General features: G+C 70.8%; 21 protein-coding genes. 11 read left to right on the forward strand and 10 right to left on the reverse strand.

Annotated elements, in window-relative coordinates; translation table 11 throughout:
* Positions 1–15 precede the first annotated feature (15 nt).
* Genes tkt through pgl form a run of 6 tightly spaced genes read left to right on the forward strand, consistent with a single transcriptional unit; the run spans position 16 to position 8308 of the window.
* Positions 16–2172: a transketolase gene (gene tkt / locus H7A72_RS08410; protein ID WP_370543576.1), complete on the forward strand. Its 2157-nt coding sequence runs from the start codon at positions 16–18 to the stop codon at positions 2170–2172.
* Complete coding sequence (gene tal / locus H7A72_RS08415) at positions 2169–3311, forward strand: transaldolase (protein ID WP_185220245.1); 1143 nt, start codon at positions 2169–2171, stop codon at positions 3309–3311. Before tkt ends, tal begins: the two co-directional genes overlap by 4 nt.
* Entirely contained in the window at positions 3308–4924 is a 1617-nt protein-coding gene (locus H7A72_RS08420) for a glucose-6-phosphate isomerase (RefSeq protein ID WP_084451652.1), read from the forward strand. Before tal ends, H7A72_RS08420 begins: the two co-directional genes overlap by 4 nt.
* A complete protein-coding gene (gene zwf, locus H7A72_RS08425) occupies positions 4921–6465 on the forward strand; it encodes a glucose-6-phosphate dehydrogenase (RefSeq protein WP_185220246.1) in 1545 nt (514 codons plus the stop codon). The genes H7A72_RS08420 and zwf overlap by 4 nt, the downstream gene beginning before the upstream one ends.
* On the forward strand, positions 6462–7583 hold the full coding sequence (locus H7A72_RS08430; RefSeq protein ID WP_185220247.1) for a glucose-6-phosphate dehydrogenase assembly protein OpcA: 1122 nt from the start codon (positions 6462–6464) through the stop codon (positions 7581–7583). The genes zwf and H7A72_RS08430 overlap by 4 nt, the downstream gene beginning before the upstream one ends.
* Positions 7580–8308: a 6-phosphogluconolactonase gene (gene pgl / locus H7A72_RS08435; RefSeq protein ID WP_185220248.1), complete on the forward strand. Its 729-nt coding sequence runs from the start codon at positions 7580–7582 to the stop codon at positions 8306–8308. Before H7A72_RS08430 ends, pgl begins: the two co-directional genes overlap by 4 nt.
* A gap of 116 nt (positions 8309–8424) precedes the next feature.
* On the opposite strand, the gene H7A72_RS08440 is transcribed toward pgl, so the two are convergent.
* From H7A72_RS08440 to H7A72_RS08485, 10 genes are all read right to left on the reverse strand, one after another.
* Positions 8425–8775, reverse strand: coding sequence for an RNA polymerase-binding protein RbpA (locus tag H7A72_RS08440; RefSeq protein WP_072624684.1), 351 nt, complete (start codon positions 8773–8775; stop codon positions 8425–8427).
* A 27-nt stretch (positions 8776–8802) separates the two neighbouring features.
* On the reverse strand, positions 8803–9048 hold the full coding sequence (gene secG, locus H7A72_RS08445) for a preprotein translocase subunit SecG (RefSeq protein ID WP_072624685.1): 246 nt from the start codon (positions 9046–9048) through the stop codon (positions 8803–8805).
* A 133-nt stretch (positions 9049–9181) separates the two neighbouring features.
* Entirely contained in the window at positions 9182–9976 is a 795-nt protein-coding gene (tpiA, locus tag H7A72_RS08450) for a triose-phosphate isomerase (RefSeq protein WP_084451659.1), read from the reverse strand.
* A gap of 1 nt (position 9977) precedes the next feature.
* The gene (gene pgk / locus H7A72_RS08455; RefSeq protein ID WP_185220249.1) at positions 9978–11189 is read right to left on the reverse strand and encodes a phosphoglycerate kinase; all 1212 of its coding nucleotides are present in this window, start codon (positions 11187–11189) and stop codon (positions 9978–9980) included.
* A gap of 44 nt (positions 11190–11233) precedes the next feature.
* Positions 11234–12241: a type I glyceraldehyde-3-phosphate dehydrogenase gene (gene gap / locus H7A72_RS08460; protein ID WP_084451661.1), complete on the reverse strand. Its 1008-nt coding sequence runs from the start codon at positions 12239–12241 to the stop codon at positions 11234–11236.
* A 120-nt stretch (positions 12242–12361) separates the two neighbouring features.
* The gene (gene whiA, locus H7A72_RS08465; protein WP_084451662.1) at positions 12362–13342 is read right to left on the reverse strand and encodes a DNA-binding protein WhiA; all 981 of its coding nucleotides are present in this window, start codon (positions 13340–13342) and stop codon (positions 12362–12364) included.
* Positions 13343–13387: 45 nt separating this feature from the next.
* A complete protein-coding gene (yvcK, locus tag H7A72_RS08470) occupies positions 13388–14338 on the reverse strand; it encodes a uridine diphosphate-N-acetylglucosamine-binding protein YvcK (RefSeq protein ID WP_185220250.1) in 951 nt (316 codons plus the stop codon).
* Positions 14339–14340: 2 nt separating this feature from the next.
* Positions 14341–15186, reverse strand: a complete 846-nt coding sequence (rapZ, locus tag H7A72_RS08475; protein WP_143445567.1) for an RNase adapter RapZ — start codon at positions 15184–15186, stop codon at positions 14341–14343.
* Positions 15187–15254: 68 nt separating this feature from the next.
* Positions 15255–17201 carry an excinuclease ABC subunit UvrC gene (gene uvrC / locus H7A72_RS08480; RefSeq protein ID WP_185220251.1) on the reverse strand — a complete coding sequence of 649 codons (1947 nt, stop codon included), beginning with the start codon at positions 17199–17201 and terminating at the stop codon, positions 15255–15257.
* 9 nt (positions 17202–17210) lie between these two features.
* The gene (locus H7A72_RS08485) at positions 17211–17618 is read right to left on the reverse strand and encodes a Rieske (2Fe-2S) protein (protein WP_185220252.1); all 408 of its coding nucleotides are present in this window, start codon (positions 17616–17618) and stop codon (positions 17211–17213) included.
* A 272-nt stretch (positions 17619–17890) separates the two neighbouring features.
* Here H7A72_RS08485 and H7A72_RS08490 point away from each other — a divergent pair, with 272 nt between their 5' ends.
* The 5 genes from H7A72_RS08490 to H7A72_RS08510 all read left to right on the forward strand — a co-directional run bounded on the left by H7A72_RS08490 (position 17891) and on the right by H7A72_RS08510 (position 23455).
* Positions 17891–19087 (forward strand): branched-chain amino acid ABC transporter substrate-binding protein, encoded by a 1197-nt coding sequence (locus tag H7A72_RS08490; RefSeq protein WP_223277581.1) that lies wholly within the window; start codon positions 17891–17893, stop codon positions 19085–19087.
* A gap of 153 nt (positions 19088–19240) precedes the next feature.
* Positions 19241–20200 carry a branched-chain amino acid ABC transporter permease gene (locus tag H7A72_RS08495; protein ID WP_185220253.1) on the forward strand — a complete coding sequence of 320 codons (960 nt, stop codon included), beginning with the start codon at positions 19241–19243 and terminating at the stop codon, positions 20198–20200.
* Positions 20197–21864 carry a branched-chain amino acid ABC transporter permease gene (locus tag H7A72_RS08500; RefSeq protein WP_084451672.1) on the forward strand — a complete coding sequence of 556 codons (1668 nt, stop codon included), beginning with the start codon at positions 20197–20199 and terminating at the stop codon, positions 21862–21864. Before H7A72_RS08495 ends, H7A72_RS08500 begins: the two co-directional genes overlap by 4 nt.
* Positions 21861–22745, forward strand: a complete 885-nt coding sequence (locus H7A72_RS08505) for an ABC transporter ATP-binding protein (RefSeq protein WP_084451674.1) — start codon at positions 21861–21863, stop codon at positions 22743–22745. Before H7A72_RS08500 ends, H7A72_RS08505 begins: the two co-directional genes overlap by 4 nt.
* On the forward strand, positions 22742–23455 hold the full coding sequence (locus H7A72_RS08510) for an ABC transporter ATP-binding protein (RefSeq protein ID WP_084451676.1): 714 nt from the start codon (positions 22742–22744) through the stop codon (positions 23453–23455). Before H7A72_RS08505 ends, H7A72_RS08510 begins: the two co-directional genes overlap by 4 nt.
* The last annotated feature ends 24 nt before the right edge of the window (positions 23456–23479 follow it).

The raw sequence follows: 23479 nt of genomic DNA on the forward strand, positions 1-23479 counted from the left end.
GGCACCACCCGCACCGTGGCCTCGGCCAACCCCGACGGTCCGGCGGGCACGTCGTCCCGGTCGAAGGACCTCCCGTTGCCGGTGGCGAAGAAGGCGAAGTGGTCCGACCTCGACGTCCGCGCCGTCGACACCGGCCGACTCCTCGCCGCCGACGCGGTCCAGGAGTGTGGCAGCGGCCACCCCGGCACCGCGATGAGCCTCTCCCCCGTCGCCTACCTGCTCTACCAGCAGGTCATGACGCACGACCCGGCCGACCCGGCGTGGCTGGGCCGCGACCGCTTCGTCCTGTCGGTCGGGCACTCCTCGCTGACGCAGTACGTCCAGCTCTTCCTCTCCGGCTACGGGCTCGAGCTCAGCGACCTGAAGTCCCTGCGCACCTGGGGCTCCCTCACCCCGGGCCACCCTGAGGTCCACCACACCGCGGGCGTCGAGATCACCACCGGCCCCCTCGGGTCGGGGCTGGCCTCCGCCACGGGCATGGCGATGGCGCAGCGCCGCCAGCGCGGGCTCTTCGACCCCGATGCCAAGGCCGGGACCTCCCCCTTCGACCACACGATCTGGTGCCTCGCCTCCGACGGCGACATGCAGGAGGGCGTCTCCGCGGAGGCCGGCTCGCTCGCCGGCCACCAGGAGCTCGGCAACCTCAACGTCATCTACGACGCCAACCAGATCTCCATCGAGGACGACACCGACATCGCCTTCAGCGAGGACGTGGGTGCGCGCTACCGGGCCTACGGCTGGGAGGTCATCGACGTCGACTGGCGCAAGACCGGTGACGGCGCGACCTACGTCGAGGACATCGACGCCCTGCTCGCCGCGACCCAGCAGGCGAAGAAGAACACCAAGGCCCCGACGCTCATCGTGCTGCACACGATCATCGCCTGGCCCGCGCCGACCAAGCAGGACACCGGCGCCTCGCACGGCTCCGCGCTCGGTGAGGACGAGGTGGCCGCGACCAAGGAGCTCCTCGGCTTCGACCCGAAGAAGAGCTTCGCCGTCGAGAAGGCCGTCCTCGACCACACGCGCGAGGTCAAGAAGCGCGGCAAGGCGGCCCACAAGGAGTGGGACAAGAGCTTCGCCGCGTGGCGCAAGGCCAACCCCGAGCGGGCCGAGCTGCTCGACCGGGTCGTCGCCGGCAAGGTCCCGGCGGGCCTCGACAAGGCGCTGCCGACCTTCGAGGCCTCCGACAAGGGTCTGGCTACTCGCGCCGCCTCGGGCAAGGTGCTCACCGCCCTGGCCGACGTCATGCCCGAGCTGTGGGGCGGTTCCGCAGACCTCGCCGGCTCCAACAACACGACGATGGACGGTCAGCCCTCCTTCACGCCGAGGAGCAAGCAGACCGACACGTGGAAGGGCGACGAGTACGGCCGCACGCTCCACTTCGGCATCCGTGAGAACGGCATGGGCATGGCGATGAACGGCATCGCCCTCGAGGGCCTGACCCGCGTCTACGGCGGCACCTTCCTCGTCTTCTCCGACTACATGCGTCCGGCCGTCCGCCTGGCCGCGCTGCAGCAGCTGCCGGTCACCTACGTGTGGACGCACGACAGCATCGGCCTCGGCGAGGACGGCCCGACGCACCAGCCGATCGAGCACCTCGCCGCGCTGCGGGCCATGCCCGGCCTCGACGTCGTCCGCCCGGGCGACGCCAACGAGGTCAGCGTCTGCTGGGGCCAGGTGCTCAAGAACCGCTCCACCGCCGCGCTGGCGCTCTCCCGCCAGGGCACGCCGACCATCGACCGCAGCGAGTACGCCTCGGCGAAGGGAGCGGCCAAGGGCGCCTACGTCCTCGCCGAGTCGAGCACCGACGTCCCCGACGTCATCCTCGTCGCGACCGGCACCGAGGTCGCCGTCGCGATGGAGGCACGCACCACCCTCGAGAAGGCGAAGATCGGAACCCGCGTGGTCTCCATGCCGTGCCGCGAGTGGTTCGACGCCCAGACGAAGGCCTACCAGGACAAGGTCCTGCCGGCCACCGTCCGGGCCCGCGTCTCGGTCGAGGCCGCGACTCCCTTCGGCTGGCGCGAGATCGTCGGTGATGCCGGCGAGATCGTCGGCATCGACCACTTCGGCGCGTCGGCCGACGCGGCGACCCTCTACGACAAGTTCGGCATCACCCCGGCCGCCGTCGTCAAGGCGGCCAAGGCCTCCATCAAGAACGCGAAGGGATGACCGTCATGGCCAACCAGCTCCCCACCGCACCCGCTCCGATCGCCTCGCTGCGCGAGGCCGGGGTCTCCGTCTGGCTCGACGACCTCAGCCGTGAGCGGCTGCGCTCGGGCAACCTCCAGGAGCTCATCGACACCACCGGCATCGTCGGCGTGACGACCAATCCGTCGATCTTCCAGGCAGCGCTGGCCGACGGCGACGCCTACACCGAGCAGCTCAACGCCTTGGCGGCCGAGGGCAAGGATGTCGACGAGGTCGTCTTCGCGCTGACGACCGACGACGTGCGCGAGGCCTGCGACCTCTTCGCCCCGATCTTCGAGGCGACCGACGGTGTCGACGGCCGGGTGTCCCTCGAGGTCGACCCGCGACTGGCCCACGACCCCGAGGCCACCGCCACCTCCGCCCAGGAGCTCGCCGCGGCGGTCGACCGGCCGCAGGTGCACATCAAGATCCCGGCGACCGAGGCCGGCCTGCCGGCGATCACCCGCACCCTGGCCGAGGGGATCAGCGTCAACGTCACGCTGATCTTCAGCCTCGAGCGCTACCGCGCGGTGATGAACGCCTTCGTCGAGGGCCTCGAGCAGGCCCTGGCCGCCGGCAAGGACATCTCGAAGATCCACTCGGTGGCCTCCTTCTTCGTCTCCCGCGTCGACACCGAGATCGACGCACGGCTCGACGAGATCGGCACCGACGAGGCCAAGGCCCTGCGTGGCAAGGCGGCACTCGCCAACGCCCGTCTGGCCTACCAGGCCTACGAGGAGGTCTTCGCCACGCCGCGGTGGCAGCGCCTCGAGGCCGAAGGGGCGCGCCGTCAGCGCCCGCTGTGGGCGTCGACGGGGGTCAAGGACCCGGCCTACCCCGACACGCTCTACGTCACCGAGCTCGTCGCGGCCGACACGGTCAACACCATGCCGGAGAAGACGCTGGACGCGACGATCGACCACGCCGAGGTCACGGGCGACACCGTGACCGGCGGCTACGCGCAGGCCCAGGAGGTGCTCGACCGGCTCGAGGCCCTCGGCATCAGCTACACCGAGGTCACCGACAAGCTCGAGGTCGAGGGCGTCGACAAGTTCGAGAAGGCCTGGGGCGAGCTGCTCGACGGGGTCAGCGCCGAGCTGGCGAAGGCGACCTCGAAGTGACCAGCCTCTCCGTCGCAGCGGCCGGGGCGGCGGCCGACGCGGTCACCGCCCACGTCCCGTCCCTCGTCGCCGACGGCGTCGCGGGCCGCATCTTCGCGCAGGACGCCACGCTGTGGGGGCCTGCCGCCGAGGAGGAGGCCGGCAAGCGCCTGTCGTGGGTCGGCCTGGGACGCACCTCGCGCCACCTCGTCGGAGAGGTCTCGGCCCTGCGCGACGAGCTGCGCGAGCAGGGCGTCGACCGGGTCGTGCTCTGCGGCATGGGCGGCTCCTCGCTGGCGCCGGAGGTCATCTGCGCGACAGAGGGACTCCCCCTCGTGGTCCTCGACTCCAGCCACCCCGACGTCGTGCGCGCCGCGGTCAGCGAGCTCGAGCGCACCGTGGTCGTCGTGTCGAGCAAGTCCGGCTCCACGGTCGAGACCGACTCCCAGCGACGGGTCTTCGAGCAGGCCTTCACCGACGCTGGCATCGACCCGGCCGGCCGGGTCGTCGTCGTCACCGACCCGGGCAGCCCGCTCGACGAGCAGGCCCGCGAGGCCGGCTACCGGGTGGTGGGCGCCGATCCCGACGTCGGCGGCCGCTACTCGGCCCTCACTGCCTTCGGTCTCGTGCCCTCGGGCCTGGCCGGGGCCGACATCGAGGCCCTCCTCGACGACGCCGAGGCCGTCGCCGACCTGCTCGCCGAGGACGACGAGGCCAACCCCGCACTGCGGCTGGGGTCCGCGATCGGCGGGACCTCCCCCCTTCGCGACAAGCTCTACCTCGTCGACCACGGCACCGAGGCTCGTGGGCTGGGCGCCTGGGCCGAGCAGCTCATCGCCGAGTCCACCGGCAAGGACGGCACCGGGCTGCTGCCGGTCGTCCTCGCCCGCCCCGGCGGGAGCACCCCTCCCCCGGACGCGACGATCGTGCGGCTCGTGCCCGACGACGGCGACGACAGCGCCCCGGTCGCGGCGTCGACCGTCGACGTCGGGGGCTCCCTCGGCGCGCAGTTCCTCCTGTGGGAGGTCGCCACGGCCGTCGCCGGACGGCTCCTCGGGATCAACCCCTTCGACCAGCCCGACGTCGAGAGCGCCAAGCAGGCGGCCCGGGACCTGATGTCCGGCTCCGGCGGCGACGAGGTGAGCGATGACTTCGCCGACGGCCCGGTCAGCGTGCGCCACCTCGGTGGTGACTGGCTCGGTGACGCGACCGACGTCGACGCGGCGGTCGCCGCCCTCCTCGCCCAGGTCGACCCCGAGCACGGCTACGTCGCGGTCATGGCCTACCTCGACCGGGAGGGCGACGCCCCCTTCGCGCGGGTGGCCGACGCCCTGGCCGAGCGCGTCGGACGGCCGGTGACCTTCGGCTGGGGGCCGCGGTTCCTGCACTCGACCGGCCAGTACCACAAGGGTGGTCCGGCGACCGGCGTCTACCTGCAGGTCACCGACACCCCGCGGGAGGACCTGCCCGTGCCGGGCCGGGACTTCACGCTGGGCGAGTTCATCGCGGCCCAGGCCGGGGGTGACGCACAGGTCCTCGCCGACCACGGTCGTCCGGTGCTGGTCCTGCACCTCACCGACCACGACGCGGGTCTGGCACGGGTCACCCGGGCCCTCGCGGGGGGCCGCGCATGAGCCCGGCACGGGTCACGCCCGACAGCAACCCGCTGCGCGACCCCCGCGACAAGCGCCTGCCGCGCATCGCCGGGCCCTGCAGCCTGGTCCTCTTCGGCGTGACGGGCGACCTCGCCCGCAAGAAGCTCATGCCGGCGATCTACGACCTGGCCAACCGTGGTCTGCTGCCGCCGGGGTTCTCACTCGTGGGGTTCGCTCGCCGTGACTGGGCCGACCAGGACTTCGGCAAGGTCGTCTACGACGCGGTCCGCGAGCACGCACGCACCCCCTTCCGCGAGGAGGTCTGGCGCAGCCTGTCCGAGGGCTTCCGCTTCGTACCGGGCACCTTCGACGATCCGGCGGCCTTCGACCTGCTGGCGCAGACCGTGCACGAGCTCGACGAGGCCCGCGGCACGGGCGGCAACCACGCCTTCTACCTGTCGATCCCGCCGGGGTTCTTCTCCACGGTGTGCGAGCAGCTGCAGCGCTCCGGCCTGGCAACACCGACCGACGACTCGTGGCGACGCGTGGTCATCGAGAAGCCCTTCGGGCACGACCTCGAGAGCGCCCAGGAGCTCAACGCCATCGTCGAGCAGGTCTTCCCGCCCGACTCGATCTTCCGGATCGACCACTACCTGGGCAAGGAGACGGTGCAAAATCTGCTCGCACTGCGCTTCGCCAACCAGATGTTCGAGCCGGTGTGGAACAGCCACTACGTCGACCACGTGCAGATCACCATGGCCGAGGACATCGGCATCGGTGGCCGGGCCGGCTACTACGACGGCATCGGCGCCGCCCGCGACGTCATCCAGAACCACCTGCTCCAGCTGCTCGCGCTGACCGCCATGGAGGAGCCGACGAGCTTCAACGCCGCGGCCCTGCGCACCGAGAAGGAGAAGGTGCTCGCCGCCGTCCGCGTGCCCGACGACCTCGCGTCCGCGACCGTCCGCGGGCAGTACGCCGCGGGCTGGCAGGGCGGTGACAAGGTCATCGGCTACCTGCAGGAGGACGGCGTCGCCGCCGACTCGACGACCGAGACCTATGCCGCGATGCGACTCGACGTCGACACCCGTCGATGGGCCGGGGTGCCCTTCTACCTGCGCACCGGCAAGCGCCTGGGGCGTCGCGTCACCGAGATCGCCGTGGTCTTCAAGCGGGCGCCACACCTGCCCTTCACCGACACCGAGACCGAGGAGCTGGGCCAGAACGCTGTCGTCATCCGCGTCCAGCCCGACGAGGGCGTCACGATGCGCTTCGGCGCCAAGGTCCCGGGCAACCAGATGGAGGTGCGCGACGTGACGATGGACTTCGGCTACGGGCGCGCCTTCACCGAGTCCAGCCCGGAGGCCTACGAGCGGCTCATCCTCGACGTCCTGCTCGGCGACCCCCCGCTCTTCCCGCGCCACGAGGAGGTCGAGCTGTCGTGGAAGATCCTCGACCCGATCGAGCGCTTCTGGGCCAGGAGCAGGGCCACGGTCGAGCAGTACCCGGCCGGGACCTGGGGCCCGGCGGCCGCCGACGAGATGATGCAGCGTGACGGACGCACCTGGAGGATGCCGTGATCGTCGACCTGCCCAATGCCAGCACCTCGAAGATCAGCCAGCGGCTCATCGAGATCCGTGAGGACGTCGGCGCGATGGCGCTCAGCCGGGTGCTCACCCTCGTGGTCGTCGTCCCCGAGGACGACGCCGAGGAGGCCCTGGCGGTCGCCAACTCCGCGAGCCACCAGCACCCCGCGCGGATCATCTGCGTCATCCTCGCCAATGCCCGCGGCAAGGCACGGCTCGACGCGCAGATCCGGGTCGGCGGCGATGCCGGCGCCTCCGAGGTCGTCGTCCTGCGGCTCTTCGGCGAGCTGACCCGGCACGCGCGCAGCGTCGTCACGCCGCTGATGCTCCCCGACGCACCCGTCGTCGCGTGGTGGCCGACCGAGGCTCCCAAGGACGCCTCGCAGGACCCCGTGGGCGCGATGGCCCAGCGACGGATCACCGACTGCGCCGCCGCCGACAACACCTCGGCGACCCTCAAGCGACTGGCCAAGACCTACGCCCCCGGCGACACCGACCTGGCATGGAGCCGGATCACGCTGTGGCGGGGTCTGCTCGCCACGACGCTCGACCGTGCCCCCTTCGAGCAGGTGAGCGCAGCGACCGTGGTCGGTGGCACCGACTCGCCCTCCGCCGACCTTCTCGCGGGGTGGCTCCAGCACCGCCTGCGGTGCCCCGTGGCCATCGTGAGGTCCCGCACCGGCACCGGCATCGTCAGCGTGCGGCTGGAACGCGCCTCCGGCCCCATCGACCTCGTGCGTCCCCCTGCCGGTGACACCGCGACCCTCGACCAGGCCGGGCAGCCGCGTCGTGCGATCGCGCTCGCGCCCCGGTCGGACGCCGAGTGCCTGGCCGACGAGCTGCGTCGCCTCGACCCCGACGAGGTCTACGAGGACGCGCTCACGCGCGGCCTGCCCAAGGTGACCCGCCGCCGGATGACGATGACCGACGCGGTCGAGGACGGCATCGTGCCCTCCCCCAGCGATGCCCGCCGCACGGCGGAGCAGCTCGCCGAGGCCTCCCGCGACGCGATTCGCAGCGCGATGGTCGAGGCATCGCCCGAGGATGCCGACCGGAGCACCGAGGCGGTCAAGAGCGCGGTGCGCGACCGTCTCGAGGAGGAGCCGTCGTGACCGACTCCCTCGTCCTGGTCCACCCCGACGCCGAGACGACGGCCCAGATGATCGCGGGTCGGTTGCTGGCCGCGGTGCAGGAGGCCCTGGCCCTGCGCGGTACGGCGCACGTGGCGCTCACCGGCGGATCCATGGGCTCCGCCCTCGTCACCGCTCTCGCCGACCACCCGGCGGTCTCCGTCGTCGACTGGTCGCGCGTGCACCTGTGGTGGGGCGACGAGCGCTACCTGCCCTCGGGTGACGTCGACCGCAACGACACCCAGAACGCCGATGCCGGCCTCGCCCGGCTCCCGCTCGACCCGGCGAAGGTCCACCACGTGCCCGGGCCCGGCGACTCCGAGTCAGCCGAAGCGGCGGCAGCCGCCTACGAGCGGGCGCTGCGGGTCTCGGGCGGTGGTGCGTGGGACGTCGTCCTCCTCGGGGTCGGGCCCGACGGTCACGTGGCCTCGCTCTTCCCCGGTCACCCGGCGCAGCTGCGCGACGACGCCCTGGCCATCGCGGTCCACGACTCGCCCAAGCCGCCCTCGACCCGGGTCTCGCTCACGATGGGCTGCCTGTCGAGGTCGCGCGAGGTGTGGTTCGTCGTCTCGGGTGCGGACAAGGCCGAGGCCGTGGCGAAGGGGGTCGCCGGCGCCTCGCCTGCAGAGAGCAGCGCCGCCCAGGTCCACGGGCTCGAGCGCACGCTGTGGCTCGTCGACGATGCCGCCGCCTCCCAGCTCACCTGACGCCCGGACCCGCTGTCCAGTCGGACCGGAGCCACGTCAGACAGACCTGAATCCGCATTGCCGTAGGGCAATGCGGATTCAGGTCTGTCCGGTCGGGGGTGAGTCGGGGCCGTGGCTCAGCGAATCAGGCCGCGGTCGCGCAGCTCGCCGAGGCGCTCCTCGAGGATCGCCTCGCCCTCGCTGTCGGAGCGGCGCTCCTTGACGTAGGCCAGATGGGTCTTGTAGACCTCGGCGGTCGGCGGAGCCGGCGGGTTGTCCTTGTCCTTGCCCGCGGGGAGGCCGCAGCGCTTGCACTCCCACTGCTCGGGGATCTCCACGCCGTCCTCGACGGCGAAGGAGGGCGTCACCTCGTGGCCGTTGGCGCACCAGTAGGAGACGAAGGTCCGGGGGGCGGCCTCGCCGCGCTCGGCCTCGCCCATGGGACCGGCGCCGATGCGGCTGCCGCGGATCGCGTTTCCACCTGCCATGCGAAGCTCCTGTGGGTGCGTGACGCGTCAGGCGTCGAAGCGGTCGATGAGGCCGATGCCGACGACGGCCGTGAACCAGACGAGGCCGATGACGATCGTGAACCTCGTGAGGTTGCGCTCGGCGACGGACGAGCTGCCCAGCGACGCGGACATGCCGCCACCGAACATGTCGGACATGCCACCGCCCTTCCCCTTGTGCATGAGGATGAGCAGGGTGAGGATCAGGCCGGTGATCACGAGGATCACCTGCAGTCCGATGCGGACGGCGTTCACGCGATCAGGTCCTTGTCGGTCGGGTCTCGGGTGCGGCGTCACCGGCTGACGCCCGGGTCAGGATACCTCTGTCACATGGATGGTGGGCCAGGCCGGGGTGCGACACGCGGTCCCCCGCGCTTGGCCCCCTCGATCACGCGGTGAGGTGCTGCTGGTAGCGGCAGATCGAGGCGAACTCCTCGGCCTGGAGCGAAGCACCTCCGACGAGTGCACCGTCGACGTCCGCGCCGGCCATGATGCTCGCGACATTGCCCGACTTCACCGAGCCGCCGTAGAGGATGCGGACCCGGTCAGCGGTCTCGGCGGAATAGAGTTCGGCGAGCTTGCCGCGGATGGCCGCGCACACCTCCTGGGCGTCCTCGGGGGTGGCGACCTCGCCCGTGCCGATGGCCCAGACGGGCTCGTAGGCGATGACGAGCGTCGCGGCCTGCTCTGCGGTGACGCCGGTCAGGCTGCCCTCGACCTGCGCCAGGACGTGGGCCACGTGCTCGCCGGCCTGACGCACCTCGAGGCCTTCGCCGACGCAGACGATCGGAACGAGCCCGTGCCGGTAGGCGGCGACCGCCTTGCTCGCCACGACCTCGTCGGTCTCGCCGTGACCGTCGCGGCGCTCGCTGTGCCCGACGACCACGTAGGCGCAGCCGAGCTTCGCGAGGAAGGCCGCGGAGATGTCGCCGGTGTAGGCCCCGGAGTCGTGCGGGCTGACGTCCTGCGCCCCGTAGCGAAGGGCGAGCCGGTCACCCTCGACGAGCGTCTGGACCGAGCGCAGGTCGGTGAAGGGAGGGACCACGACGACCTCGACGGCGCCGAAGTCGTGCTTGGCGTCCCGCAGGGTCCAGTCGAGCTTCTGCACCAGGTGCGTACCCTGCAGGTGGTCAAGGTTCATCTTCCAGTTGCCCGCCATGAGCGGGGTCCGCGACGTGGCCATGTCAGCCCTCCTGGGCCTGGTCGAAGACGGCGAGGCCCGGCAGGCTCTTGCCCTCGAGGTACTCGAGGCTGGCGCCACCACCGGTGGAGATGTGCCCGAAGTCCTCGTCGGCGAAGCCGAGCTGACGCACCGCGGCAGCGGAGTCACCACCACCGACGACGGTGAGGGCTCCCCCCTTCGTCGCCTCGACCAGCGCCCGGGCCACGGCCTCGGTGCCGGCGGCGTAGGGCGCCATCTCGAAGGCCCCCATGGGGCCGTTCCAGAAGACGGTGCGGCAGTCGGCGAGCTTGTCGGCGAAGAGCCGCGCGGACTCGGGACCGATGTCCAGTCCCATCCGGTCAGCGGGAATCGCGTCGGCCGCGACGACCTCGTGGTCGGCGTCGGCGGAGAAGGCGGTGGCCGCGACGACGTCGGTCGGCAGCACGATCTCGACCCCGTCACGCTGCGCGCGCTCGAGGTACTCGCTCACCGTGGCCAGCTGGTCCTGCTCGAGCAGGCTCGTGCCGACCTCGCGGCCCTGGGCCTTGAGGAAGGTGAAGACCATGCCGCCACCGATCAGCAGCCGGTCCGCGGTGCCGAGGAGGTTGTCGATCACCCCGAGCTTGTCGCTCACCTTCGCGCCACCGAGGACGACCGCGTAGGGGCGCTCGGGGTCGCGGGTCAGTCGCTGCAGGACGTCGACCTCGGCCCGCACCAGACCGCCCATCGCCGCCGGCAGCCGGGTCGCGATGTCGTAGACCGAGGCCTGCGCCCGGTGGACCACGCCGAAGCCGTCGGACACGTAGGCGTCGGCCAGTGCGGCCAGCTCGTCGGCGAAGGCGCCGCGCTCGGCCTCGTCCTTGCTCGTCTCGCCCGCGTTGAACCGCAGGTTTTCGAGGAGGGCGACCTGACCGTCGGCCAGACCATCGACGACCGCGCGAGCCGACTCGCCGACCGTGTCGGTGGCGAAGGCCACCGGCGCCCCGAGGAGCTCGCCGAGCCGCGACGCCACCGGAGCCAGCGAGTACTGCGGGTCGGGCGCGCCCTTGGGGCGGCCGAGGTGGGCGCAGACGACGACCCGAGCGCCCGCGTCCGCCAGGGCGGAGATCGTCGGCAGGGAGGCACGGATGCGCCCGTCGTCGGTGATCGTCTCGCCGTCGAGCGGCACGTTGAGGTCGGATCGGACGAGGACGCGCTTGCCGCGCACGTCCCCGAGGTCAGCAGTGGTCTTCACGGTGGCCTTTCGGGCGATGCGGGTGGTGGTGTGGGGGCATCGTCTCAGAGCGAGCCGCCGACGTGGGCCGCGAGGTCCACGAGGCGGTTGGAGTAGCCCCACTCGTTGTCGTACCAGCCGACGACCTTGACCTGGGTGCCGAGGACCTTGGTCAGGCCGGAGTCGAAGATGCAGCTGGCCGGGTCGGTCTCGATGTCCTTGGAGACGATCGGGTCCTGCGTGTAGACCAGCTTGCCGGCGAGCGGTCCGGACTCGGCCGCCGCGCGCATGAGCTCGTTGACCTCCTCGACCGACGTCTCCCGGCTGGCCTGGAAGGTCAGGTCGGTCGCCGAGCCGGTCGGCGTCGGGACGCGAAGGGCGTAGCCGTCGAGCTTGCCCTTGAGCTCGGGCAGCACGAGCGAGACCGCCTTGGCGGCGCCGGTGGACGTCGGGACGATGTTGAGCGCGGCCGCCCGGGCGCGCCGGAGGTCCTTGTGCGGGCCGTCCTGGAGGTTCTGGTCGGCGGTGTAGGCGTGGATCGTCGTCATCAGCCCCCGCTCGATGCCCAGCCCGTCGTTGAGCACCTTGGCCATCGGCGCCAGGCAGTTGGTCGTGCACGAGGCATTGGAGATGATCGTGTGCTGCTCGGGGTCGTAGAGGCCGTCGTTGACCCCCATGACGATGGTGATGTCCTCGTGCTTGGCCGGGGCCGAGATGACGACCTTGCGAGCCCCGCCCTCGATGTGCGCGCGTGCCTGCGTCGCGTCGGTGAAGAAGCCGGTCGACTCGATGACGACGTCGACCCCGAGGTCACCCCAGGGCAGCGCGGCCGGGTCCCGCTCGGCCACCGAGGTCACGACCGTGCCGTCGACCTCGATGCCCCCGTCGACGACCGAGACACTCCCGTCGTAGCGTCCGAGGATCGAGTCGTAGGCGAGCAGGTGGGCTTGGGTCGCGTCGTCACCCAGGTCGTTGAAGGCCACGACCTCGATGTCCGCCCCGGAGGCCTTGGCGGCGCGGAAGAAGTTGCGGCCGATCCGGCCGAATCCGTTGATGCCAACTCGAACTGTCACGCTGGGTACCTCCACGTCAGTGGTGCGAGTGCAGTCGCCGGAGCGACCCGGTCAGCACCCACCCTATGGCCTGCGTCACACCGTCTCGTCGGTGGCCCCCCCCCCGGTCAGCTCCAGGCCTCAGCCGTCGAGCATGTCCGAGGTCAGCGACGCCTCGGTGCCGGGGATGCCCTCGTCCTCGGCGCGCTTGTCGGCCATGGCGAGGAGCCGGCGGATCCGCCCGGCCACGGCGTCCTTGGTCATCGGGGGGTCGGCCCGCTGGCCGAGCTCCTCCAGCGAGGCGCCGGTGTGCTCCAGTCGCAGCTGACCGGCCTCGCGCAGGTGGTCGGGGATGTCGTCGCCGAGGATCTCCATGGCCCGCTGGACGCGCGCCCCGGCGGCCACCGCCGCGCGCGCCGAGCGACGTAGGTTGGCGTCGTCGAAGTTGGCCAGCCGGTTGGCCGTGGCCCGCACCTCCCGACGCATCCGGCGCTCCTCCCAGGCCATGACCGCCTCGTGGGCGCCGAGCCTGGTGAGCATCGCGGAGATCGCATCACCGTCGCGGATGACCACGCGGTCGACGCCGCGGACCTCGCGGGCCTTGCTCGGGATGCCCAGCCGCCGTGCCGCGCCCACGAGCGCGAGGGCGGCCTCGGGGCCGGGGCAGGTGATCTCGAGGGACGAGCTGCGCCCGGGCTCGGTGAGGGAGCCGTGGGCGAGGAAGGCTCCGCGCCAGGCGGACTCGGCGTCGCACACCGAACCCCCGACGACCCGGGGTGGCAGGCCACGGACCGGACGCCCCTCGGCGTCGACGAGGCCGGTCTGCCGGGCGAGGGCCGGTCCGTGCTCGCCCACGGTGACGACATAGCGGCTGCCCTTGCGCAGGCCACCCGCCGCCAGCACCATCAGCTCCGACGGGTAGCCGTAGAGCTCGGCGATGTCCTTGCGCAGGCGGCGCGCTGCATGGGCCGTGTCCAGCTCGGCCTCGACGACGATCTTGCGGCTGACGATGTGCAGACCGCCGGCGAAACGCAGCAGGCTGGCGACCTCGGCCTTGCGACAGCAGGTCTTGGTCACCTCGAACCTGCTCAGCTCGTCCTTGACCTTGTCGGTCATCGCCATCGGTGGGTTCCTTCCGGTGTGCCTGTCGTGATCACGGGTGCGCGGTCACGAGAGGATGTCACGATAGGCGGCCGCGAGCCGCAGCGCATCGTGCTGCCCCGGGTGGTCGAGGCGAGCCAGGGGGGCGACGACCAGCTCGGCGCCGAGGCTCGCGCAGGCCCGGGTGAGACGGTCGCGGTCGTCGATCGTCTGCGGGTCCGCGAGGACGGCGTCGACCGTGAGGTCCGGCGCGGTCTCGTGCAGGGTCTCGATGTGCCGGGTGGCCGAGAAGCCGCGCGTCTCGGCCGTGTGCATCTCGAGGTTGAGGGTGAGGACCTTGCGCGCCCGCGCATGCACCAGCGCCTCCCGCAGCTGCGGGACGAGCAGGTGGGTGAGCACGGAGGTGTACCACGACCCGGGCCCGAGGATGATGTGGTCGGCCGCGTCGACGGCCGCGACGGACTCCGGCCGCGCGGGCGGGTTGTCGGGGACGAGCGCGATGGACTCGACGAGCCCGGTGGTGCGCGCGATCGCCACCTGACCGCGCACCGTCTCCAGCCGGGCGGGGTCCGTGGCGTCCAGACCGCTGACCTCGGCGACGAGCTCCAGGGGCACCGCCGCCATCGGCAGGACCCGGCCGCGGGCACTCAGCAGTCGCCCCACGAGGTCGAGGCCTGTCACGGGGTCATCGTGCAGCTGCCAGAGCGCGACGATGAGCAGGTTGCCCAAGGCGTGCCCGGCCAGGTCCCCGTCGCCGGTGAAGCGGTGCTGGAGCACATCGCTCCAGGTCTGTCCCCACTCGCCGTCGTCGCACAGCGCGGTCAGCGCCATCCGCAGGTCACCGGGCGGGAGCACGTCGAAGTCCTCGCGCAGTCGTCCGGAGGACCCGCCGTTGTCGGCGACGGTGACGATGGCCGTCACCCGCTCGCAGACGAGGCGAAGGGCGGACAGGCTCGCCGCGAGCCCGTGGCCGCCGCCGAGGGCGACGACATCGGCGGAGCGCAGGGGGTCGGCCACGCTCACTCCTGCCCCAGGTCGCGGTGGACGACGAAGGTCGCGACGTCGGAGGACGCCAACCGCGTCGCGAGCGCCTCGGCCACCGCCACCGAGCGGTGCTTGCCGCCGGTGCACCCGACGGCGAGCGTGACGTAGCGCCGGTTTTCGCGGAGGTACCCGGCGATGACGGGCGCGAGGAGGACGTCGACGCTCTCGATGAACTCCATGGCGCCCGGCTGCGACAGGACGTACTCCGAGACCTGGGTCTCACGGCCGGTGTGCGCCCGCAGCTCCGGGACCCAGTAGGGGTTGGGCAGGAAGCGCATGTCGAAGACGAAGTCGGCGTCCAGCGGCACGCCGTACTTGAAGCCGAAGGAGAGCACCGCCAGACGCAGCCGCTCGCTCGTCTCCCCCTGGAAGATCGGGCTGATCTTGCGGCTGAGCTGGTGGACGTTGAGGCCCGAGGTGTCGACGACCGTCTCGGCGGTGGCCCGCACGTCGGCGAGGACCTCCCGCTCCTTGACGATGGCGTCGAGGAGGCGGCCCGTGCCCTGGAGCGGGTGCGGGCGACGCACGCTCTCGAAGCGCCGCACGAGCGACTCGTTGGTCGCCTCGAGGAAGAGCAGGTGGGTGAGCCAGCCGCGATCGCGCAGCGTCGCGAGGGCCGCGGTCAGGGTGTCGAAGCCCTGGGCGCGCACATCGAGGACGATGCCGACCCGGACCGGCTGCCCGGAGGCGGCGAGGTCCTGGGCCCGCTCCGACGACAGCCGCAGCAGGTCCGGCAGGAGGGTGACCGGCAGGTTGTCGATGACGTACCAGCCGTGGTCCTCCATGACATTGCCCACCGTCGACCGCCCGGCACCGCTCATGCCCGTGACCACGACGACCTCTGGGGTGCCCCACCCCTGGCCCTGGGGTGGGATGCTGGCTGCTTCGCTCACGACTGCTGCTCTCCTTCGTCGAGGACCTCGCCCGTGGTGAGGTTGACGGCGGGCTCGGTCGTCCTCCCCGCCAACTCTGCCGCAATTCGCTGTGCGAGGGCAGGTCCGATCCCGGGGACCTCCGCAAGCTCGTCCGCCGTCGCGGCGCGCACCCGCTTGACCGAGCCGAAGCGTGCCAGCAGGGCCTTGCGTCGCGCCTCCCCCAGACCCGGGATGCCGTCGAGCGCGCTGCGGGTCATCGACTTGCTGCGCCGCTCGCGGTGGAAGGTGTTGGCGAAGCGGTGGGCCTCGTCGCGCAGCCGCTGCAGCAGGTAGAGCGCCTCGCTGTTGCGGGCGAGGATCACCGGGTGGTCGTCGCCGGGAACCCAGACCTCCTCGAGCCGCTTGGCCAGGCCGACGACCGCGACGTCGTCGACCCCCAGCTCGTCGAGCACCTGCTGCGCCGCCGCGACCTGCGGGGCACCGCCGTCGACGACGACGAGGTTGGGCGGGTAGGCGAAGCGCCGCGCCTCGCCCGTCTCGGGGTCGGTGGCATCGCGCTCGCGGTCCTTGAGGTGCCGCTGAAAGCGCCGGGTGAGCACCTCGTGCATCGCGGCGGTGTCGTCGGTGCGTCCGTCGACGTCACCGCGGACGATGAAGCGCCGGTACTCGGGCTTGCGCACGAGTCCGTCCTCGAAGACGACCATCGACCCGACGACATCGCTGCCCTGCACGTGGCTGATGTCGTAACCCTCGATGCGAAGGGGGGCATCGTCCAGCCCGAGAGCCTCCTGCAGCTCCTGGAGGGCCTGGCTGCGCGCGGTGAGGTCACCCGCTCGGGCGACCTTGTGCCGGGCCAGCGACTGCTCGGCATTGCGCGCCACGGTCTCCATGAGCGAGCGCTTGTCCCCGCGCTGCGGCACCCGCAGGCTGATCGCGCTCCCCCGGCGCTCGCCCAGCCATGCGGCCACGCCGTCGGCGTCGGCCGGCAGGACCGGGACGAGGACCTCGCGGGGGACGCCTTCACCCCCTTCGCCGCCGTAGACCTGCTGGAGCAGGTGCTCGACGAGCTCGGGCAGGTCCTCGGCGTCCTTCTCCGCGACCCACCCCCGCTGGCCGCGGATGCGGCCACCGCGCACGTGGAAGACCTGGATGGCCACCTCCAGCTCGTCGTCGGCGAGCGCGAAGACGTCGGCATCGGTGCCGTCGGGCAGGACGACGGCCGACTTCTCCAGGGCCTTGGTCAGGGCGGCGACGTCGTCGCGCAGGCGGGCGGCCTGCTCGAAGTCGAGGTTCGCGGCAGCCGCCTTCATCTGCCGCTCCAGCCGGCGCACGAAGCGGGCGGTGTCACCGGCGAGGAAGTCGCACAGCTCTTGGGCGATGGCGCGGTGCTCGTCGGCGCTCACCCGGCCGACGCAGGGGGCGGAGCACTTGTCGATGTAGCCGAGCAGGCAGGGGCGGCCGGACTGCTCGGCCCGACGGAAGACGCCCTTGCTGCAGGTGCGCACGGGGAAGACCCGCAGCAGCAGGTCGAGGGTCTCGCGGATCGCCCAGGCGTGGGTGTAGGGGCCGAAGTAGCGCGTCCCCTTGCGCTTGGCCCCACGCAGCACCTGGGCGCGCGGGTAGTCCTCGCCCATGGTCACCGCGAGGTAGGGGTAGGACTTGTCGTCGCGGTACTTGACGTTGAAGCGCGGGTCGAACTCCTTGATCCACGCGTACTCCAGCTGCAGCGCCTCGACCTCGGTCGCGACGACGGTCCACTCGACGCTGGCCCCGGTGCGCACCATCCGCGAGGTGCGCGGGTGCAGGGCCGAGATGTCCTGGAAGTAGGAGGACAGCCGCGAGCGCAGCGACTTGGCCTTGCCCACGTAGATGACCCGCCCGTGCTCGTCACGGAAGCGGTAGACGCCGGGGTCGGTCGGGATCGACCCGGGAGCGGGGCGGTAGGTCGAGGGGTCTGCCACCCCCCGACCCTACGAGACGGTGACCTGGTCGCCGTCGACGGTCGCGGTCCTGGCGGTGAGCCCCTCCGTGGCCGGCCCCTTGAGGACCGACCCGTCGGTGAGGTCGAACTCGCTGCCGTGGCAGGGGCAGAAGATCGCCTCGGTCGTCACCCGGGTCACCGCGCAGCCCTGGTGCGGGCAGGTGCCGTCGAAGGCCTTGAACTCCCCCGCGCTCGGCTGGGTGACGACGACCTGGCCCTCGACGAGACCGCCGCCCTCGGGGACGTCGGCGGCCGCGACGCTCACGCTGTCGCCGGACGATGCCGAGCCTCCTGCGCCACTGCCGCCGCTCCCCCCTTCGTCCCCGCCGCAGGCCGAGAGGGCCACGGTGCCGCCTGCTGCGGCGATGGTCAGTGCGGTGCGTCGCGTCGTCGTCATGTCGGGCCTCGAGTCGAAGGGGTGAACGGAACCTGATCGTCCCACCGCCACCTGTGCATGCACCATGCATGACCCGCCGGTAACCCGTCTGGGCGACCACTTGGTAACGAGCAGGACACGGCTGCCCCCAATGTGGGTCAGAACACAGTCAGACCGGATTACTGTCCCTCCACAGCCCGCGACACCCAGGTCGCCGGCCGCGGCCCAAGGGCCACACTTCTTCATCAGGAGGACACGTGATCAGGCGTTCCGTCATCTCAACGGGGGCGACCATGCTCGTCGCCACCATGGCCCTGTCCGCATGCGGGACCCGCGGCGGTGACAGCGGCGGTTCCGGAGACGGCGACGGCGGGGGCGACAAGAAGGTCGTGAAGATCGGCGTCATCTCGCCGCTCTCGGGCGACCTGTCCGCTCTCGGTCTCGGCATCCAGCACTCGGTCGAGCTCGCGGCCGAGCAGGCCAACGAGTCCGGTGACCTCGGTGACTGGGAGATCGAGGTCGTCGCCCAGGACGACGAGGGCAAGCCCGAGGTCGGCAAGAACGCCGCCTCCCAGCTGGCCTCGGACGACGAGGTCATCGGTGTCGTCGGCACCCTCAACAGCTCGGTGGCCGGCCCGGTCCAGCCGATCCTCGACAAGGCGAAGATCACCATGGTCTCGCCGGCCAACACCAACCCGACCCTCACCCGGGGCGCCAAGCCGGACGACTCGCCCGAGCGCGTCTACGCCAGCTACTACCGCGTGTGCACGACCGACACCGTCCAGGGCCCCTTCGCCGCTCGCTACCTCTACAACGAGGCCGGCATCAAGGAGCTGGCGACGGTCCACGACAAGAAGACCTACGGCCAGGGCCTCGTCGACGCCTTCACCAAGGAGTACAAGAAGCTCGGGGGCAAGGTCGTCGCCGCCGAGACGATCAACCCCGACGAGGACAAGTACGACGCCGTCGTCTCCTCACTCAAGGCCAAGGACCCCAAGGCCGTCTACTACGGCGGTGAGTACCCGCAGGCCGCCCCGCTGAGCCAGCAGCTCAAGGCCGGTGGCCTCAAGGTGCCGCTCATGGGTGGCGACGGCATCTTCTCGCCCGAGTTCATCAAGCTCGCGGGCGACGGGTCCGACGGCGACCTGGCCACCTCGGTCGGCGCTCCCACGGAGAGCCTGGACGCCGGCAAGAAGTTCCTCGAGGACTACGAGGCTGCCGGCTACAGCGACCCGGCCGAGGCCTACGGTGCCTACGCCTACGACGCCGGCCAGTCCATCATCGAGGCGATGAAGGTCTCGCTCAAGGACGCCGACACCGTCGAGGACGCTCGTCAGGCGACGATCGACGCGATGGCCGACGTCGAGTTCGACGGAGTCACCGGCAAGGTCTCCTTCGACGAGTACGGCGACAACACCACGCGAGTCCTCACCGCCTACGAGGTCAAGGACGGCGAGTGGACGGACGTCCTCACGGAGGAGTTCAAGTGATCGATGCGGTCATGACCTGCACGGTCTGACCGCAGGTGGGGCGGGGTGTTGACGCACCCCGCCCCACCCCTGCCAGCCCCCTTCGCCATCCGTCGCCCACCCCTCGACGCCCCGTGGTGGCCGCACGACCTGCGGCCACGCCCAGGAGGACACGTGGAACAAGTCGCCCAGCAGATCGTCAACGGTCTGACCATCGGGTCTTTGTACGCACTCATCGCCGTCGGCTACACCGTCGTCTACGGCATCATCCAGCTCATCAACTTCGCGCACGGCGAGATCTTCATGATCGGCGCCTTCGGCGCCCTGTCGACCTCGCTGATCCTCTTCCCGGGCACCACCGCCCTGTGGACGCTGCCGCTCATCCTCATCGGGGCCGTCGCCGCCTCGGTCACCGTGGCCGTCGTCATGGAACGCGTCGCCTACCGTCCGCTGCGCAGCGCGCCACGACTGGCCCCGCTCATCACGGCCATCGGCATCTCCGTCTTCCTGCAGGAGCTGGTCCGGGTCGGCTACAACGACCCGACCCTCTTCGTCTCCGACGTCAACCCCTTCGACTTCCCGTCGGCGAAGCAGAAGGTCGTCTTCCCCCGGGTCGACGGGATCTCCGGTGAGGCCTTCAACCTCGGCGGGGTCACGCTCCAGCGGCCGGCGCTCTTCACCATCGCCTGCCTGGCGATCTGCGCCGTCGGCCTCTGGTACTACATCAACCGCACCCGCACGGGCCGCGCGATGCAGGCCGTCTCCCAGGATCCCGACACCGCTCGCCTCATGGGCATCAACGTCGACCGGATGATCGTCACGGCCTTCGCCGTGGGCGCCGCGCTGGCCGCGATCGCCGGCGTCGCCTACGGCCTGCAGACGACCAACATCAACTTCAAGATGGGCTTCATCTACGGCCTCAAGGCCTTCACCGCCGCCGTCCTCGGCGGCATCGGCAACATCCAGGGCGCCGTCGTCGGCGGCCTCGTCCTCGGTGTCCTCGAGGCCATGGCCATCCAGTACCTGCCCGGCGGCTCGCCGTGGAAGGACATCTGGGCCTTCTCCATCCTCATCCTCGTCCTCGTCTTCCGACCGCAGGGCATCATGGGCGCAAAGGTGGTGGACCGCGCATGACGACGCTGTCTCGCAATCCCCGGCTCGGCGGCATCCTCGCCGTCGTCGGTTCAGTCCTGCTCATCGTCTCCGGGCTGCTCTCGTGGAGCTACGAGCCCATCTTCGGCGACATCTCCATCCGCTTCTGGCCGGTCACGCTGCAGGTCTACGCGATGCTCCTGGGCGCCCTGGCGCTCCTGCTCGCGCTCGTGGCCGCCGGGCCGCTCAGCAGCTGGTCGGAGTACATCGACCCCGCGCGCGGCCTGCGCACGCTCGGCATCACCGGCGTCGCCTTCTCCGCCGTGTCCCTGCTGGCCATCACCATCGAGACCTCCGGCCTGATCAATGCCAACGAAGGGGTCTGGGTCGCACTGGTCGCCTCGCTCCTCATCACCGCGGGCGGCTACCTGCGCGCGGAGACCAAGGTCCTCGACCCGGCCGTCGTCGAGCTGCCGGCTTGGCTCGAGATCATCATCATCGCGCTGCTCCTCGGTGCCGCCCTCTACGTCGCCCAGTACGCCCTCAAGCGTCCTGAGCCGTGGGTCCTGCTGCTGCTCGTCCTGGCCCTCATCGGCGCCACCCTGACGATCACCCGCTCCAACCTCGGGGCATGGCTCGGCGGGGTCACCGGGCGGCACCGCCGGGTCTTCACCTTGGCAACCTTCGTCGTGGCGCTCGCCTTCCCCTTCACCCAAGGCGGCTCCGAGGCCAACCTGACGATCGCCGGCAATGTCCTGATCTTCGCGGCCACCGCGTTGGGTCTGAACATCGTCGTCGGCCTGGCCGGCCTGCTCGACCTGGGCTACATCGCCTTCCTCGGTGCCGGTGCCTACGTCGGGGCCTCGATGTCGATGTCGGCCTTCGCGACGATCGGCTGGAAGCCACCCTTCCTCGTCGTCATGATCATCGGTGGGCTCGTCTCGAGCATCCTCGGCCTGATCATCGGCTCCCCGACGCTGCGGGTCTCGGGCGACTACCTCGCCATCGTCACCCTCGCCTTCGGTGAGATTTTCCGGTTGGCGATGTTCAACCTCGACGGCACGTCGGGCCCGATGATCACCCGTGGGTCCAACGGCATCAACGCCATCCCCGACCTGAACTTCTTCGGGTTCAACTTCGGCGACACGCACACGTTCTTCGGCATCGACATCCCGCGGGCGGGCAACTACTACTTCGTGCTCATCGCGCTCATCGTCTTCGTCATCGTCGTCTTCTCCCACCTCAACAACTCGCGCATCGGTCGTGGGTGGGTGGCCATCCGTGAGGACGAGCGGGCCGCCGAGGCCATGGGCGTCAACGTCTTCGGGCTCAAGCTGCTCGCCTTCGCCGGTGGTGCCTCGCTCGCGGGCATGGCCGGCACGGTCAAGGCCCACATGGACCAGGCGGTCTCACCGGACAGCTACATCTTCCTCGAGTCCGCCTTCCTGCTCGCCGCCGTCGTCCTCGGCGGCATGGGCACGGTCGGTGGCGTCCTCATCGGCGCGGCGATCCTGAAGTTCCTGCCCGAGAAGATGCGTGACCTCGACGAGTACCGGCTGCTGATGTTCGGGCTCGTGCTCGTCATCATGATGCGGTTCCGCCCGGAGGGGCTCATCGCGAACAAGCGTCGACAGCTGGAGTTCCACGACGACGACGAGGAGCTGGCCGGGACACTGGTCATCGACGAGCTGGAGGCAGCCAAGTGAGCACCGCAACCGACACCCCGACCGCTCCGCCGGCGAAGGGGGACGCCGGGGTCATCCTCGATGCCCGCAACGTCACCATGCGCTTCGGTGGTCTCGTGGCCGTGGGCGACGTGTCGATGGAGGTCCGCGAGGGCGAGATCGTCGGCCTCATCGGCCCCAACGGCGCCGGCAAGACGACCTTCTTCAACTGCCTCACGGGCATGTACAAGCCCACCGAGGGTCAGGTCTCGCTCTTCGGCACCCAGATCCCGCCGAAGCCTCGGGCCGTGGTCCGGGCCGGCATGGCGCGTACCTTCCAGAACATCCGTCTCTTCGGCAACATGACCGCCCTCGAGAACGTCATGGTCGGGCGCTTCTGCCGCACCTCGTCCGGAGCCTTCACCTCGATCATCCGGGGTCCGAAGTTCCGCCGCGAGGAGCGGGAGACGACCGAGAAGGCGCACGAGCTGCTCAAGTACGTCGGCCTGGGCAGCAGCGCTCACCTGCTCGCTCGCAACATGCCCTACGGCGACCAGCGCCGCCTCGAGATCGCCCGCGCCCTCGCGACCGATCCCAAGGTGCTGCTGCTCGACGAGCCGACCGCCGGCATGAACCCGCGCGAGACCGAGCAGGCCATGGAGCTGATCTTCAAGATCCGCGACTCCGGCCTGGCGGTCGTCGTCATCGAGCACGACATGCGCTTCATCTTCAACCTCTGCGACCGCGTGCTCTGCCTGGTGCGGGGTGAGGTCCTCGTCCAGGGCACCCCCGGTGAGGTCCAGTCAGACCCACGGGTCATCGAGGCCTACATCGGTGGGGCCGAGGACGAGGACGAAGAGGTCGCCCCTCTCGAGGTCGAGACGACCTTCAGCGCGGCCACGGACGAGGAGGAGGGCCGATGAGCGCAATGCTCGAGGTCAAGGACCTGGAGGTCTCCTACGGCAAGATCGTCGCCGTCAAGGGCATCTCATTCAGCGTCGACGAGGGCGAGGTCGTCACCCTCATCGGCACCAACGGCGCCGGCAAGACGACGACGCTGCGCACGATCTCCGGGCTGCTCCGGCCGAGCGGTGGCGAGATCCTCTTCCGCGGGGAGCGCATCGACAACACCGCCGCGCACCAGATCGTGGGCATGGGCCTGGCCCACTCCCCCGAGGGTCGACGGATCTTCCCTCGGATGACCGTTGAGGAGAATTTGCGTCTGGGTGCCTTCGGTCGCCGGGACAAGGAGGTGGGCAAGGACATCCAGGCCGCCTACGAGCTCTTCCCGATCCTCGGAGAACGTCGGGACCAGCCGGCCGGCACGTTCTCCGGTGGCGAGCAGCAGATGCTCGCCATGGGCCGCGCGATGCTCTCGCGTCCCAAGCTCCTCATGCTCGACGAGCCCTCCATGGGTCTCTCGCCGATCATGATGAAGCGGATCATGGCGACGGTGAAGACCCTGCAGTCCCAGGGCACGACGATCCTGCTCGTCGAGCAAAATGCCCGTGCGGCACTCAAGCTCGCGACCAAGGGCTATGTGCTCGAGGTGGGCAAGATCGTCACCCAGGGCACCGGCCACGAGCTGCTCCACTCCGACGAGGTGCGCAAGGCCTACCTCGGCGAGGACTGATCCTCTTCCCTCCTCGCCGCTCCC

This window comes from Janibacter sp. YB324 (genome assembly GCF_014217915.1).
Lineage (GTDB): Bacteria > Actinomycetota > Actinomycetes > Actinomycetales > Dermatophilaceae > Janibacter > Janibacter indicus.